Source organism: Streptomyces parvus (genome assembly GCF_032121415.1).
Taxonomy (GTDB): domain Bacteria; phylum Actinomycetota; class Actinomycetes; order Streptomycetales; family Streptomycetaceae; genus Streptomyces; species Streptomyces globisporus_A.
Genome location: NZ_CP135078.1, coordinates 117,593 through 131,265, shown reverse-complemented (window position 1 = coordinate 131,265; position 13,673 = coordinate 117,593). Strand labels below are relative to the sequence as shown.

General features: G+C 69.0%; 12 protein-coding genes and 2 pseudogenes. 6 read left to right on the top strand and 8 right to left on the bottom strand.

Annotation, left to right across the window (positions count from 1 at the left end; all coding sequences use genetic code 11):
* Positions 1-45: 45 nt before the first annotated feature.
* On the bottom strand, positions 46-1,026 hold the full coding sequence (locus RNL97_RS00585) for a DUF1702 family protein (RefSeq protein WP_030592696.1): 981 nt from the start codon (positions 1,024-1,026) through the stop codon (positions 46-48).
* 183 nt (positions 1,027-1,209) lie between these two features.
* The gene (locus RNL97_RS00580) at positions 1,210-1,653 is read right to left on the bottom strand and encodes a winged helix-turn-helix transcriptional regulator (RefSeq protein WP_030592700.1); all 444 of its coding nucleotides are present in this window, start codon (positions 1,651-1,653) and stop codon (positions 1,210-1,212) included.
* 149 nt (positions 1,654-1,802) lie between these two features.
* Between RNL97_RS00580 and RNL97_RS00575 the strand changes: the two genes are divergently transcribed.
* Positions 1,803-2,366, top strand: coding sequence for a hypothetical protein (locus tag RNL97_RS00575; protein WP_030592703.1), 564 nt, complete (start codon positions 1,803-1,805; stop codon positions 2,364-2,366).
* 36 nt (positions 2,367-2,402) lie between these two features.
* Entirely contained in the window at positions 2,403-2,819 is a 417-nt protein-coding gene (locus tag RNL97_RS00570; RefSeq protein WP_234313527.1) for a hypothetical protein, read from the top strand.
* Positions 2,820-2,900: 81 nt separating this feature from the next.
* Here the strand turns inward: RNL97_RS00570 and RNL97_RS00565 are convergent, their stop codons facing one another.
* Positions 2,901-4,088, bottom strand: a complete 1,188-nt coding sequence (locus RNL97_RS00565; protein WP_030592715.1) for an IS701 family transposase — start codon at positions 4,086-4,088, stop codon at positions 2,901-2,903.
* A 1,445-nt stretch (positions 4,089-5,533) separates the two neighbouring features.
* Between RNL97_RS00565 and RNL97_RS00560 the strand changes: the two are divergent.
* Positions 5,534-6,712, top strand: a pseudogene (locus RNL97_RS00560) (DNA primase family protein); the annotation flags it as partial.
* Positions 6,713-6,759: 47 nt separating this feature from the next.
* Here RNL97_RS00560 and RNL97_RS00555 read toward each other — a convergent pair.
* Positions 6,760-7,170 (bottom strand): DUF6009 family protein, encoded by a 411-nt coding sequence (locus RNL97_RS00555; protein ID WP_243316614.1) that lies wholly within the window; start codon positions 7,168-7,170, stop codon positions 6,760-6,762.
* 135 nt (positions 7,171-7,305) lie between these two features.
* Entirely contained in the window at positions 7,306-7,737 is a 432-nt protein-coding gene (locus RNL97_RS00550) for a hypothetical protein (RefSeq protein ID WP_313750220.1), read from the bottom strand.
* A 356-nt stretch (positions 7,738-8,093) separates the two neighbouring features.
* Between RNL97_RS00550 and RNL97_RS00545 the strand changes: the two genes are divergently transcribed.
* Positions 8,094-8,672 carry a carboxymuconolactone decarboxylase family protein gene (locus RNL97_RS00545; RefSeq protein WP_032766948.1) on the top strand — a complete coding sequence of 193 codons (579 nt, stop codon included), beginning with the start codon at positions 8,094-8,096 and terminating at the stop codon, positions 8,670-8,672.
* A 21-nt stretch (positions 8,673-8,693) separates the two neighbouring features.
* Here RNL97_RS00545 and RNL97_RS00540 read toward each other — a convergent pair whose 3' ends face one another.
* Genes RNL97_RS00540 through RNL97_RS00530 form a run of 3 tightly spaced genes read right to left on the bottom strand, consistent with a single transcriptional unit; the run spans position 8,694 to position 11,721 of the window.
* On the bottom strand, positions 8,694-9,086 hold the full coding sequence (locus RNL97_RS00540) for a DUF6009 family protein (protein ID WP_243316611.1): 393 nt from the start codon (positions 9,084-9,086) through the stop codon (positions 8,694-8,696).
* Positions 9,083-10,612: a DNA primase family protein gene (locus tag RNL97_RS00535; RefSeq protein ID WP_243316609.1), complete on the bottom strand. Its 1,530-nt coding sequence runs from the start codon at positions 10,610-10,612 to the stop codon at positions 9,083-9,085. The genes RNL97_RS00540 and RNL97_RS00535 overlap by 4 nt, the downstream gene beginning before the upstream one ends.
* The gene (locus RNL97_RS00530) at positions 10,609-11,721 is read right to left on the bottom strand and encodes a bifunctional DNA primase/polymerase (protein ID WP_030593717.1); all 1,113 of its coding nucleotides are present in this window, start codon (positions 11,719-11,721) and stop codon (positions 10,609-10,611) included. The genes RNL97_RS00535 and RNL97_RS00530 overlap by 4 nt, the downstream gene beginning before the upstream one ends.
* A 695-nt stretch (positions 11,722-12,416) precedes the next feature.
* Between RNL97_RS00530 and RNL97_RS00525 the strand changes: the two genes are divergently transcribed.
* Together RNL97_RS00525 and RNL97_RS00520 are read left to right on the top strand one after the other, a co-directional pair.
* The gene (locus RNL97_RS00525; RefSeq protein WP_030593715.1) at positions 12,417-12,842 is read left to right on the top strand and encodes a hypothetical protein; all 426 of its coding nucleotides are present in this window, start codon (positions 12,417-12,419) and stop codon (positions 12,840-12,842) included.
* Between the two features lie 316 nt (positions 12,843-13,158).
* Positions 13,159-13,670, top strand: a pseudogene (locus RNL97_RS00520) (telomere-associated protein Tap); the annotation flags it as partial.
* Positions 13,671-13,673: the final 3 nt, after the last annotated feature.

Sequence of the window (13,673 nt, the reverse complement as noted above, 5' to 3'; positions counted from 1 at the left end):
CGAACTTATTCAATTGAGGTGACCGAATGTCTACTCCGGAAATGCTCAGGGGAAATTGACCGGAAGCTTCTCGCGCACTGATCTGCGCCAGATCTCGTAGCTGGGAACACCGTCGCCGGAGCCCGAGGGGGGCGCGGCGTCGTCAGCGAGGTCGGCTGCGGACTCGACGGTGAGGCCGGCCAGCGCGTGCAGCGCTGTCCGGGTGTGCTCGGGAACCGTCATCGAGAAGTGGCGCGCCTTCGCGGCGAAGACCGAGCCCTGGGCGACATGCCCGGCCAGCTCGCCCGACCGGGCGCGAAGCGTGTTCAGCTCTGCCGTGGTGGAACACCCGGCGAACGTGGCCGCGAGCCCGACACCGGCCCACAGGTCCGGCCTGCGGTCGGAGGCGAACCGGTCGACCGCGGCGCACACGGCATCCACCGCGGCGCCGTGGATGAACCACAGGGCTCGCCCGATGCCCTGATCCACTGCCCGCTGGAAGTAGCCGGGCCGGCCCTCCCAGGCGTACGGGATGTCCAGCCGCTGCTCGTCCACCCATCGTTTCGGTGCGAAGTAGGCGCGGTCGAAACCGTAGCCGTCGACCGCGAGCCAGCTCATCGGCGGGTAGAAGTCCTCACCGTCGAGCGCGGGCATGACCTTCTTCCACAGGGGCCTGGGCAGCTTGGCCATCGCGAAGCCGATGCCGATGTAGTTGAGGAAGATGTGGCGGCGTCCGGCCCCCTGGAGCAGTTCCGCGGTCCGGCCTCCCCGGCCGGGCATCGAGTCCCGGATCACCGAAGCCATGGTCGCGCCCTCGTAGGCGAAGCCCCGCAGTTCCTCGTCGACCAGGGAGAGCCGTCGCTCTGTCTCCCACAGGCTCTTCGACTCGATGCCCCACTCGAAACCGGTCACCACCGTCTGAGGGATGGTCTCCAGCTGGCGGGTCGCGGCGGTCTCGGCCACCGGGAATCCCCGGCCCGCGAAGCTCACGTCGGCCAGGGACGGAGCCATGAGAAGTCTGCGCAGGGATCCCGTTACCGATGCCACGCGTGTGCCTCCCTCGACCGGCCACCAGTGGGTGGCGAAGGGCCTCATGGTCGGCTCGCCGGAAAGATCAGAGCATCTTCGCAAATGCGCAACACCCTTGCATTGCAAGGGGTTTGAGCGTAAATGAACGCGTCGGCAACTCGCGCCGTGCGGAATGCGGTCCGGCTCTCACGAAGCCTGGAATCAGCGCGTCCGGCGCACCGCCACCTCGTCCTCGTGGATGTCCCGCCCGCAGGACGTACAGCCCAGCCGCACCCGTACACCGCCGTCGCATCCGATGTGCTGGGCCTGCCGGGGCGGCCCCAGCTCCGCGGGCAGGTTGCGGGCGCCCCACTGCATGAGAGCGACCACCGCGACGGTGAGTTCACGGCCCATGGGGGTGAGCGGGTACTCGTGGCGTACCGGCTTCTCCTGGTACACGACCCGCCGCATGACACCCAGGTCGACGAGACGGCCGAGGCGGTCGGCCAGCACGTTCCGGGAGATCGGCATCTGGCGCAGGAACTCGTCGTACCGGCCGGCGCCCAGCAGGGCTGAGCGGACGATCAGCAGGTTCCAGCGCTCCCCGACCACTTCCAGGGACCGGGCCAGCGAGCAGTCCTGTCCTTCGTACGTCCGTGGCAGCATGCCTGACCGTACCGTTCGAGTTGCTTCACAGGACCCACAGGACGGTCACCTCACCGAAAGGAGAGCACGTAGGAAGAAGCTCGCGCGCGTGAAGGGCTGGTGTGATGACCCATTGTCCCCCCTCCCACCCCGATCGTGGAGGCCCAGAGATGGCCATCAGCACCGGAACACCACCTCTCACCCTTCGTGGGGGGATCGAAGCCGTCAACACCCGCCATCACCAACTAGGTCTGCGCGTGTTCATGTTCATCGTCGTCGCGCACTGGGCGGAGCACTTGGTCCAGGCATACCAGATCTACGTCATGGGCTGGCCCCTTCCGGAGGCTCGCGGCGTCCTCGGGCTGCCGTTCCCCTGGCTGGTCACCTCGGAGTGGATGCACTACGGCTACGCCCTGGTGATGATGGTCGGCCTGTTCCTCCTGCGGCCCGGCTTCACCGGGCGCTCGGCCACGTGGTGGAAGGTCTCCCTCGGCATTCAGGTCTGGCACCACATGGAGCATCTGCTGCTCCTGGTGCAGGCGCTCGCCGGGGCCAACCTGCTGGGCAAGCCGGCGCCCACCAGCCTGATCCAGCTGATCGCGCCCCGCGTGGAGCTGCACCTCTTCTACAACACCCTGGTGACGGTTCCCATGGTCGTCGCGATGTACCTGCACACCCGCGCCGGTCGGCCGGACAACGCCGCCGCACGTTGCTCCTGCGCTCCGAAGGCCTGACCTGTGTCGACGAGTGGCAGAAGGCCTTCGGGGTTCGTGTCCCTGCTGCTCCTGCTTGCCGGAGTCCTGCTGTTCTGGCTGACGGTGCCGAACCTGGGCGACGCGGCCAGGACCGCCACGGCGGACGGGCCCCGGGGCGTCTTCACCGCCACCCGTCTGGTGTGCGCCGGGCACTCCGGGCACACCACCTGCGAGTGGCTGGGGACGTTCCGCTCCACCGACGGCACCGTGGAACTCGGGAACGTCAAGCTGTACGGAAGCGAGCGCGACACCTTCGAAGCCGGCCGGACCGCTCCGGCCGTGGACGTGGGCAACCCCGGGCGGGTGTACGATCCGGCCGGATCGTACACCTGGGTCGTCACGGTCGGGCTGGCCGCGCTCTCCTACGCCCTGCTCGTGACAGTCGCCCGCCGCCACCTTGAGCCTCCCCCGCCGCCACCGGCGCCGAGCTGAGCGACGGACCGGGAATACGAGCGGGCGGGTCCCCTGGGGCCCGCCCGCTTCTGCATCGCCCGTCGCAGGGGGACGGGTCGCTCAGCTCTCCTCCGGGGCGCCGGACGGGTGGCCGGACAGGTCCAGCAGGTTGTACGCCGAAGCCGCCGACACCAGAGTCATGTGGTGATGCCAACCGGGAAAGGACCGTCCCTCGAAGTCGAGCAGACCGAAGTCGTCCTCCAGCGACTGCAGAGAGGTTCCCGCCCGGTGCTGGAGCCCGGCCAACGCCAGCAGCTCATCGGTCCGCCGCTGCGTCATGTTGGTCAGCCAGATCCGCGCGGAGCGGGGCCCCGTGTAGGACGGTACGCCGAAGATCCGATAGGTGGCGTGCGGGGTGTGACGGGCCAGCCGCACCTGCGGCAGCCGCACCAGCGTGGTCATCGTGGCGGTGCGATCCGAGCCGCCGTGCCCGTCGTGGGCGCCGGGTCTGAGATGGCCGGCGTGCTTGAGGCCGAAGAGGCGCTGCGCCTCCACGGCGGCGGGCAGGTTCGCGGCGTACGCGCCGCGCGCCGTCGTCCTCCCCACCGGGACCACCGGGGTTCGGCCCGGCAGCGACACGATGAACTCGCGTCCCCTGGCGGTGAGTCCGCGCACCAGCGAGATGACCCCGGAATGATGACTCAGATCGGCCACCACCGGCCGGGCACTCAGCTGCGTGCTCCCGCACAGCGCGTCGACGAGGTCCAGCGCGTGCTGCTCGACGGTCCGGTGGCCGACCGATTCGGGAATGCGGGCCCGCGCGCGGCGCGCGTGATCCTCGACCCAGGCGCCGGGCAGCAGCAGCCCCCAGTGGACGGGTACGGCCTTCGCGCCGGTGGCGAGGAACGCACCCACCGCGAGCTGGCAGTTGACGGAGCGCCCGGTCGCCGGGACGAAGCGCCGGTGCACACCGCAGGAGTGGTCACCCCGCTTGCGTAACACCGCCACCGACAGAACCCAGGCGCGCGGATCGAGTTGTTGCTCGACCCACCTCATCAGCTCGACCCGTGCCGGGACCCAGTCCCAGGGGCTGGCGTTGAGAAACTGGTGCATCGACTGCGATGCGGTGGGCGAGCGAGAGACGGTGGCGGCCATTCGCTTGATCGACTTCTTGCCGTCGGTGATCAGCAGCCCCGTCAGATAGGCCTGGGCCCAGGCCCTCTGATCGGCCCTCGGCAGGTGCCCGAAGATCTGATCGGCAAGTACGGAGACCGGCAGGTGCGCGTGCCTCACGTCGTGTGCCGCCATGGCTCGTTTCCCTTCTCCTGGGCAACCGATCGAGCGCCGCGATATCGTAGCGAGCGATATTGTGTTTTCACGGGGAGAGCGCTTCCGACGGCCGGAGACCGGGCAATGGACGCCGGCTCCTGCTGGATTCGAAGATCGCCGACAGCCCGTCCCCCGCTTGACCAAGCCTTTTACCTGCTTGATTGATTCGTGGTTGTCACTCGGTCGCCATTCCGCCGAAGCTTAGATGTCCCCCCAAGGGCTCCGACCCCCCTTCGGCATGAGGCTCCGCACGATGCGTCGCCACGCCGATCGTCGTCGGAGAGGACATCGTAAATCAGGATTGGGCGGTACGTACACGGAGCATGGTCCTGCGTTCCGGTGCCGCGCGGTTCAAGCGCTGCGGCTGGAACGGGAGCTTCCGGGAAACCCGGCACCGACGAAAGGACCGGCTGACCCACCACCGGTGAATCGCTTCGACCGGCCTACGCCAACCGGGTATTGATCATGACGGGGTCCGCGGGCCGGCCCGCGTCCGGCCGGCACTCCGTCGCCCCCGGTGCGGAAGGGGATCGGGCCGCACGGCGGCCTTCGGCCACCGGCACGGAGGCATCGCCGACGAAGACCGAACGGACGCTCCCGCGTCCGCGCATCGTTCCGTCTGCCGTGCCCCACCCGTCACCACGCCCACGCAAACCTCCCCGCACATCCCCCGTCGGCGGCACGGGTCTGACCCCGGTCGCCGATTCGCCGGGGCACGACCATAGCGGGAGTTGAGTGAATGGCTGGAGTCCTTTGGCAGAAAATCATCAGAAACCCGGGGTCGGCTGCCACTGCCCCCGCTTCCCCCGCGGACTCCCCGGCCTGCCCGGCCCGGCCCCGCACCTGGCGTGCGCACTCCTACAGAACACGGCCTTTCTCGGGGCGAACCGGCCAAAAATTTTAGTCTCCCATGGACAAAAAAAGAATCGTTCTTATGATGCATCGAAGGCGTTTTCCGGGGGTGCCTCGGGGCGTTCAGTCACGCGAACACGGCCAGTTCCGATGATTCAGGAAGCGCACACGTGATGAGTTCAGCCGAAAGCAGCGCCTCGAACCGTCCACCGGGTCCGCGGCTCGTGGCGGCAGGTCTTCCGGCTCCCGCGGCGGATCCCGCCACACCGCGATCCGCCACCGCGAAGCCCGCTGCCCCGGACGCCGGCGGACAGGCCGAGCGGTTCTGAGAAGCGGGAATCGATCCGGCCGGTACCCGCCGCTCACGCGCGCGGGGCGGACATACGTGGCTCAGCACTCTTCGCATTCGCCGACGGTCAGGAGAGCCCGTGGATGAGGCCGGTTCTGCAGGTCACCTTCGCTCGAACGCTGTGCCCGCCGCACCGGTCGACATCCGCGGCCCCTCCTCGGAACCGTCGCCCGCCGCCCGCCCCCTCAGCCTCCCTGAGCGACGGAGCACCGGCCCGGCACCGGTGCGCTGCAGACGCCTCCGGACCGTGCGCAAGGCCCCCTCGGTGTCGGGGGTGGGTTTGTTACCGGATTCGTTGACGGATCGGGGGAACGCGAAGCTGTTCGTGCGGTTGTATGCGCAGGACTACCGGCATGTGACGGGGCTGGGGTGGTACCGGTGGGACGGCACGCGGTGGCAGAGCGATGAGGACGACACGGTGCTGTGGGTCGCGGGTGAGATGGCGGAGAGTATCGCCGCGACCGATCCGCGGGGGGTGTATTCCGATGCGGCGCTGCGCAAGCACCGGCGGCGTGCGCTGAGCACGTCGGGGATCAACGCGTTGCTGAGCCAGGCGAGATCGGCGCCGGGGATGCTGCTCAGCGCGGGGGCGCTGGACGCGGACCCGTACATGCTGTGCACGCCGGCGGGGGTGGTGGACCTGCGGTCGGGGAAGCTGCGGGCCGCGGACCCGGACCGGGACTTCCATTCCCGCTCGACCTCGATCGGCCCCCGGCAGATGCCGACGCCGCGCTGGGATCTCTTCCTGACCGACACGTTCGGGGACGACGAACAGGGCCGGGAGATGATCCGTTTCCTGCATCTCCTGCTCGGCTACTCCCTCACCGGTGACGTCGGGGCGCAGGTCATGCCGTTCCTCTTCGGATCGGGCAAGAACGGCAAGTCCGTGCTGCTGGACGTCCTGATCAAACTCCTGGGCGACTACGCGGACGCCGCGCCGCCCGGTTTCCTGATGGCCCGTCCCTTCGAGGGACACCCCACCGACCTCGCCGAACTCCACGGCCGCCGGGTGATCGTGTGTTCCGAGGTCAAGCCCGGTGACCGTTTCGACGAGTCCCGGGTGAAACTCCTGACCGGCGGCGACCGCATCAAAGCCCGCCGGATGCGCCAGGACTTCTTCTCCTTCGCACCCACCCACAAGCTCTGGCTCCTGGGCAACCACCGCCCCGAAGTCGGCACCGGCGGCTACGCCTTCTGGCGCCGGATGCGCCTGATCCCCTTCAACCGCGTCGTCTCCGACCACCAGAAGATCGACAACCTCGCCGACATCCTCGTCACCGAAGAAGGCCCCGGCATCCTCAACTGGCTCATCACCGGAGCCCACCACTACCTCAACAGCCCCCGCGACCTCACCGGCCCCGAAACCGTCCGCATCGCCACCACCGCCTACGCCGAAACCGAACGCTTCCTCACCGGCTACGGGACAACGTCCTGATCAAGTCAGCTGCGTCAACGTGGACCGGAACCGTCTGGGGGAATGACGCCCGGGTGGTGGTTGGAGAGGGGTCCTCCTTCGGAGCGTTCGGTCTTGTGGCCTTTGGCGCGGGGGGCGAGGGTGGTGGGGTCGACGGCTTCGGCGGGTGCGCCGGTGGCGTAGAGGCCCTGGGGGGCGGTGTCGCGGTCGTGGGGCAGGAGCCAGAAGACGCGTCGGCGGAAGGTGCCGGAGGTGCGTGAGGGGCGGGCCCGGGAATGGAGCACGGCGTAACCCACCATGCGGCCGTCGCGGTGGTAGGCGGGCCTCCCCCGCCGGTTGGGGAGCCGGTCCAGGCTCTGTCGTACGTAGTCCAGGATCGAGATGTCCTCCAGCCAGACCAGCTCCGCTTCCTCACTGATCTCATCCCCGTCGATCAGAGCACTCACTCCGCCTCCTCCTCGGCCACAGCCGCTACTGGACACTGTGCACCGGGCCTGCGGCCATGAGCAGCCTAAAGTCGGATACCGCAGCAGCCCGGGGCGGGGTATGGGATCCTCCGCCCACCGGCAGGGAAACAGGCGTCACGTGGCCCACGGAGCGATCGGATACGTGGGGACGGCCTTCCGGCGCGCGTGATTCTCGACGTCCCCGTACAAGAGGGTGGAGGTGCCCGCCACGATCAGAGTCACCGCCCTCGATCGACCGGGGGCAGCCGTCATCCAGGCCGCGGGGCGACTGCCCGCGCAGTAGGCCAGCGGGAAGAACACCACCGCTATGACCAGCACGTTGCCGATCGACTGCAGGAGAGAAGCCGACGCCCCGTAGAGAGAGCCGCCGCTCTGCGCAGCGTCGCGGAGGAGGTGGGCGACCGAACCGGGCACGGCGATGTTGCACGCGGTCAACGTCCCGGCCAGACCGGGGACGAAGGCGAGTACCGTACCGGGCACCACCGAGGTCAGCGCCGAAGCCTCCGGATCATGTCCCAGCAATGACTTCGCGATCGCGCCGCACACGGCCTGGCCTACGGACTCCGCGGACGAGACGACGGTCAGCAGGTACCCGGCGATCCCACCCAGGACAAGGAGCGAACCGCGTCGGCAGACCGCCGGCCCCCCCGCCGTTCCTCCCCGTTCCCGAGCCGCTGACTCAGTGATGCCGGCCACAACAGGTTCCCCTCCACGGCTGAGGTCACAGCGTAGAAGCGGCACCGGGCGAATCCATCTCCCAGAATGCTCGCCCGCTGCACGGAACTGAAATCCACCCGATGCCGCACCGGATCCGGACACACAAGCGCACGAGGGAAGTTGAGCACGGCCGCTTCCCCCGTGAACATGAAGCCGTCTTCGTCCACGCGCACCCGAGGAGCACTGTGCCGCACATCGCCATCGGCAACGATCATCCCGGCATCCGGGGCCTGATGTTCCAGCGGCCCGACACCGCCGCGCCGCTCAACCACCTCGCCCACGTCCTGCTGCGCGCCCCTGCCTCCCTGAGCCGGGGTGAACGGGAGCTGATCGCCGCCTACGTCTCCCACCTGAACGACACACCGTTCTGTGCCGGAACCCACGGAGCCGCGGCAGCAGCACAGTTGGACGGCGGTCACGAGGCGGTGACCGCCGTCCTCGCCGCTCCGCAGGACGCCCCCCTCTCCCCCCGGATGCGCGCCCTGCTCGCCATCGCCGCCGAAGTGAGGACAGCGGCACGCCCCGTCGGCGACGAGACGGTGGCAGCTGCCCGCGCCGCGGGTGCCGAGGACAGCGACATCCACGACACCGTGCTGATCGCCGCCGCCTTCTGCATGTACAACCGCTACGTCAGCTGCCTGGCGACCGACATCCCGACGCAGGACGACTACTACGAGCAGGCTGCGGACCGCATCGTCACCGACGGCTACGCCACGGCGAGCGGACGGCAGGACACCCGGGCCCACAACGCTCTCGCCGGCTGACCGGAGCGGGGGACTCCCCCGTCACCCGGGCACAGGCGTGCCCGGGTGGTTGGAGAGGGGTCCTCCTTCGGAGCGCTCGGTCTTGTGGCCTTTGGCGCGGGAGGCGAGGGTGGTGGGGTCGACGGCTTCGGCGGGTGCGCCGGTGGCGTAGAGGCCCTGGGGGGCGGTGTCGCGGTCGTGGGGCAGGAGCCAGAAGACGCGTCGGCGGAAGGTGCCGGAGGTGCGTGAGGGGCGGGCCCGGGAATGGAGCACGGCGTAACCCACCATGCGGCCGTCGCGGTGGTAGGCGGGCCTCCCCCGCCGGTTGGGGAGCCGGTCCAGGCTCTGTCGTACGTAGTCCAGGATCGAGATGTCCTCCAGCCAGACCAGCTCCGCTTCCTCACTGATCTCATCCCCGTCGATCAGAGCACTCACTCCGCCTCCTCCTGGGTAGCCAGGAGTCCGATGCCGGGGTAGTACTTGCGCTGGTTCGACAGCAGCATCTCCTTCGGTGACGCCAGTCCGACGGTTTCCCGGATGCGGGCGGCGAAGGCGCGGGACGAGGCGGGAGTGATGCCCTCGTGCCGGGACCAGGCCGTGTAGGCGTGGTACAGGCGGGCCTGTTCGACTCGTTGGTGGGGCTGGAAGGTGCAGCGTTCGGTGAGGAAGCGGCCGGTGTGGTCTTCGGTTTCGGCGTAGGCGGTGGTGGCGATGCGGACGGTTTCGGGGCCGGTGAGGTCGCGGGGGCTGTTGAGGTAGTGGTGGGCTCCGGTGATGAGCCAGTTGAGGATGCCGGGGCCTTCTTCGGTGACGAGGATGTCGGCGAGGTTGTCGATCTTCTGGTGGTCGGAGACGACGCGGTTGAAGGGGATCAGGCGCATCCGGCGCCAGAAGGCGTAGCCGCCGGTGCCGACTTCGGGGCGGTGGTTGCCCAGGAGCCAGAGCTTGTGGGTGGGTGCGAAGGAGAAGAAGTCCTGGCGCATCCGGCGGGCTTTGATGCGGTCGCCGCCGGTCAGGAGTTTCACCCGGGACTCGTCGAAACGGTCACCGGGCTTGACCTCGGAACACACGATCACCCGGCGGCCGTGGAGTTCGGCGAGGTCGGTGGGGTGTCCCTCGAAGGGACGGGCCATCAGGAAACCGGGCGGCGCGGCGTCCGCGTAGTCGCCCAGGAGTTTGATCAGGACGTCCAGCAGCACGGACTTGCCGTTCTTGCCCGATCCGAAGAGGAACGGCATGACCTGCGCCCCGACGTCACCGGTGAGGGAGTAGCCGAGCAGGAGATGCAGGAAACGGATCATCTCCCGGCCCTGTTCGTCGTCCCCGAACGTGTCGGTCAGGAAGAGATCCCAGCGCGGCGTCGGCATCTGCCGGGGGCCGATCGAGGTCGAGCGGGAATGGAAGTCCCGGTCCGGGTCCGCGGCCCGCAGCTTCCCCGACCGCAGGTCCACCACCCCCGCCGGCGTGCACAGCATGTACGGGTCCGCGTCCAGCGCCCCCGCGCTGAGCAGCATCCCCGGCGCCGATCTCGCCTGGCTCAGCAACGCGTTGATCCCCGACGTGCTCAGCGCACGCCGCCGGTGCTTGCGCAGCGCCGCATCGGAATACACCCCCCGCGGATCGGTCGCGGCGATACTCTCCGCCATCTCACCCGCGACCCACAGCACCGTGTCGTCCTCATCGCTCTGCCACCGCGTGCCGTCCCACCGGTACCACCCCAGCCCCGTCACATGCCGGTAGTCCTGCGCATACAACCGCACGAACAGCTTCGCGTTCCCCCGATCCGTCAACGAATCCGGTAACAAACCCACCCCCGACACCTGCTCCGGGCCCGCAGACGCAGCCGCATGACCCGGAATCTCTCCAGCAGGCCGAGGCCCGGCAGAGGTGGACCGCGCGATGATCTGAGCTGCCACGGCGTGAGCGTCGAAGCCGGACGGCGAACCGCCTCGGGGAGTCATCCCTGTCTCCTCAGGTACAGCGGACGGCGCGCACCGGCCGACATCCCGCTGCGGATGATCCCAGCGGCTCTCCTGCCCTGCCCCGGCCGGGCTCCGGCCGCGGCGTCCTGCAGGATCCGCTCGGCCTGTTCATGGGTGAGGAACCCGGCGGTGACCAGTCCGCCAGCGGTGTAGGAGGCCCGGTTGAGCTTCTCCGAGAAGCCGGTGCCTTCCGTATGCGCCGCGCATGCGGCCACCTCGGCCAGCACCGAACCGAGCATGCTGAGAGCGCCCTGCCTACCACCGCCCGCGGCGGCGACGGCCTGGCGGGCCCTGGGCGGGGCCGCCCGGGGACCGGGCGGGCTCTCCCGAGGCAGGTGACCCGTACGCTCCAGCTCCTCGGCCAGCCACGCAGGAAGCACCGCAGGCTTCCGGCAGGTGCCCAGTGCCCGGTAGGTCCCGGCACGGGTCCAGGTCCCCGGGGCGACGATGTATCCACCATGGGCGCGGACGTCCACCTGCCACGCAAGGGCCCGTCCGCCGCCCGAGCCGGCGGAACTCTGCCACGGTCGGGCGTCGGGAGCCCGGTACCAGACGTGGAGGCCGCCTGAAGGGGTGCGCACCCGCAGGGTGTCTTCGTCGTCGGCCGGGTCGGGGGCGCCCCGCAGGGCCGCCAGGAGGGCCAGAGTGTGATAGCCGTTGGCGAGGCCCGTGAGATCGACCTGCGGCGGTATGGGAATGCCCGGCAGCAGGCAGTCGCGATCGGGCAGGCTCTGCCCATGGGCATCGATGTCGATGACCACCAGCCCGGCGGGGCCGCAGGAGACACCGACTCCCGCTTCCGGCATGCTCCCCCACCACCGGACGATCCTGCCGGTATCACACGTGGCCGCCCGGAAACCATGACACCAGCGCCCCCTCGCCGGGCAGGGACAGCCCGAGTGTGTGTGACCTGGGGCCCGGCAGGCCCCGCAGTTGCCTGCCGGCGTCTTGCGGCCGACGGCCAACGGATGGACCGGCCAGCCCTGTTCCGCGCACCACCGGGCAATGTCCACGGACCGCGGCGCAGCCGGAAGGACGGATCCGGGGCGTACGGTGGAGAATCCCCGAACGCGCAGCTCAGGAGCCATACACCGTTCCCCCGTAGCGACTGAAGCGACCCACCGACCAACACAGATTAGCGAAAACATCCGGCCTGTGCGGAGCTTCCTCTTCCCGAATCTTGCACCGTATTGATGCCGGAGAAGCCTCTACTCACGCGTTCAGTTTCCGTAGCGACCGAGTCCTTTGGGTCGCCGTACCTCTGAATCGACAAAGCGCCAGTTCGGAGGGGCGTCCGACAGCCGGCAGCGACTGAAGCGACTCGACTCACCTGTATATGACGCACGCTTGCACACGCAGAACGGCCTCATATACCGAACTTTGGGTCGCTTGAGTCGCTACGGGCACTGGGTGACCTCTTTTCCCTGGTCGCAGGGGGTACGCGCGCGAGCGACCGAGCGACCGAGCGGTTCCCCGGTCGCTCGCGCCTCTGCGGCCGGAACTATCCGATCCGGTATTCGACCGGCCAGTGCGGCTGAACGCGTAAGGGTTCTGTCGGACGGTGACACGGCATGTCGGCGTCGCGAGTTCTCGCGGACCGTGCAGCGTAGGACCGCGTAGCCCGTTTTCCAAGCCCGGTGCTGCGATTCTTCCGGCCCAGGAGGCCACCGAGCCTGCCTTCCCCCGGGGTCCAGTCTTCTGACCACCCGTACGGAGCCTCGTTGCCCGATGGGCGGGAACGCAAGCAAGTGGTATCCGGAAAAGACCTTTCGAGGAGACAGACATGTCCGAGACGAACACGCCGAGCGCTGAGCTGAAGGCCCTGGACCGGCTGGTCGGCACCTGGACGGTCACCGGCGGAGCCGAGGGGACCGTCCGGTACGAATGGATGCCCGGTGGCTTCTTTCTGATCCAGCACGTGGACCTGACCCAGGGCGGCGAGCAGGTCAGCGGCATGGAACTGATCGGCCACCTGCGTCCGTTCGGTGAGGAATCCGGAAAGGACGTGGTCTCCAGGTACTACGACTCCCAGGGCAACACCTTCGACTACGTGTACGAACTGGTCGACGACAAACTCACCATCTGGGCCGGTGAGAAGGGAAGCCCCGCCTACTTCGAGGGGAAGTTCAACGCCGCGGGAACCAAGGCGACCGGTGACTGGGTCTACCCCGGCGGGGGCGGCTACTCCTCGACCATGACCCGAGTCTGAAGGGGCATCGAGGCGGAGAACCAGCTCCCGGGCGCCGTCGTACTGGGTGATGGCACCTCATCGTGGCTGTCCGGGTACCGCGCTCCGTCCGAGAGACGGGCACGAGTGGGGACCCGGGTTCGGCCGCCACCCGCGGGGCGGCGGCGCCCGAGATGTCCACCGGCCCGGCCGTCGCGCAGCCGGGGATGGCGACCGCCCCTGCCCGGGCTCCGGTCGCGCCTGTGCGGCCGGCCCGGGCGGCGATGTCGTCGCGGCGACCGGTGGCGAAGAGGCATCCGGGCCCGCGACCGACTCGCGCTTCCCGCACGGCTCCGGGGACCTCTCCGACGCCGAGTTCCTGGCCGCGATGGAGCACCACGAAGAGAAAGATCTGGGCCTGCAGTCCTGTGACGGCGTCAGCGCCACGGTGAAGGGCGGCGTCGGCAAGTTCCGCGAGCGCCCCAGGGCAGCACTACAAGAAGAGCGAGACGTGGCCGGCCCTGTCCCGGCCCACGCGGCGCCCCGAACATCCGAGGCGCCGTCATCGGCAAGACCCGGGTCAACATGCACCGCAAGCTCAACAACCTGGCGAAGATGACCGGGCTCTACCCGCTTGCCGTGCTCTCCGACTGTGTCGTCTACCCGAGCCCGGGCGAGAGCCCGCTCGACTTCGTACCGTACGCCGCCTCGGGCAAGCCGCAGCCCGGCGGGTTTCCTCCCGGACCTCCTCCCGGTCCGGCGAAGCCGGAGGGCACCCGCAGATGCTGTGGGCGGTCGACCTGATCGAGAGGCCTGAACCCGGCCCGTCACATCAAGCGTGGCGACGCCGTCCTGGACGAAGGCAAGTAGACC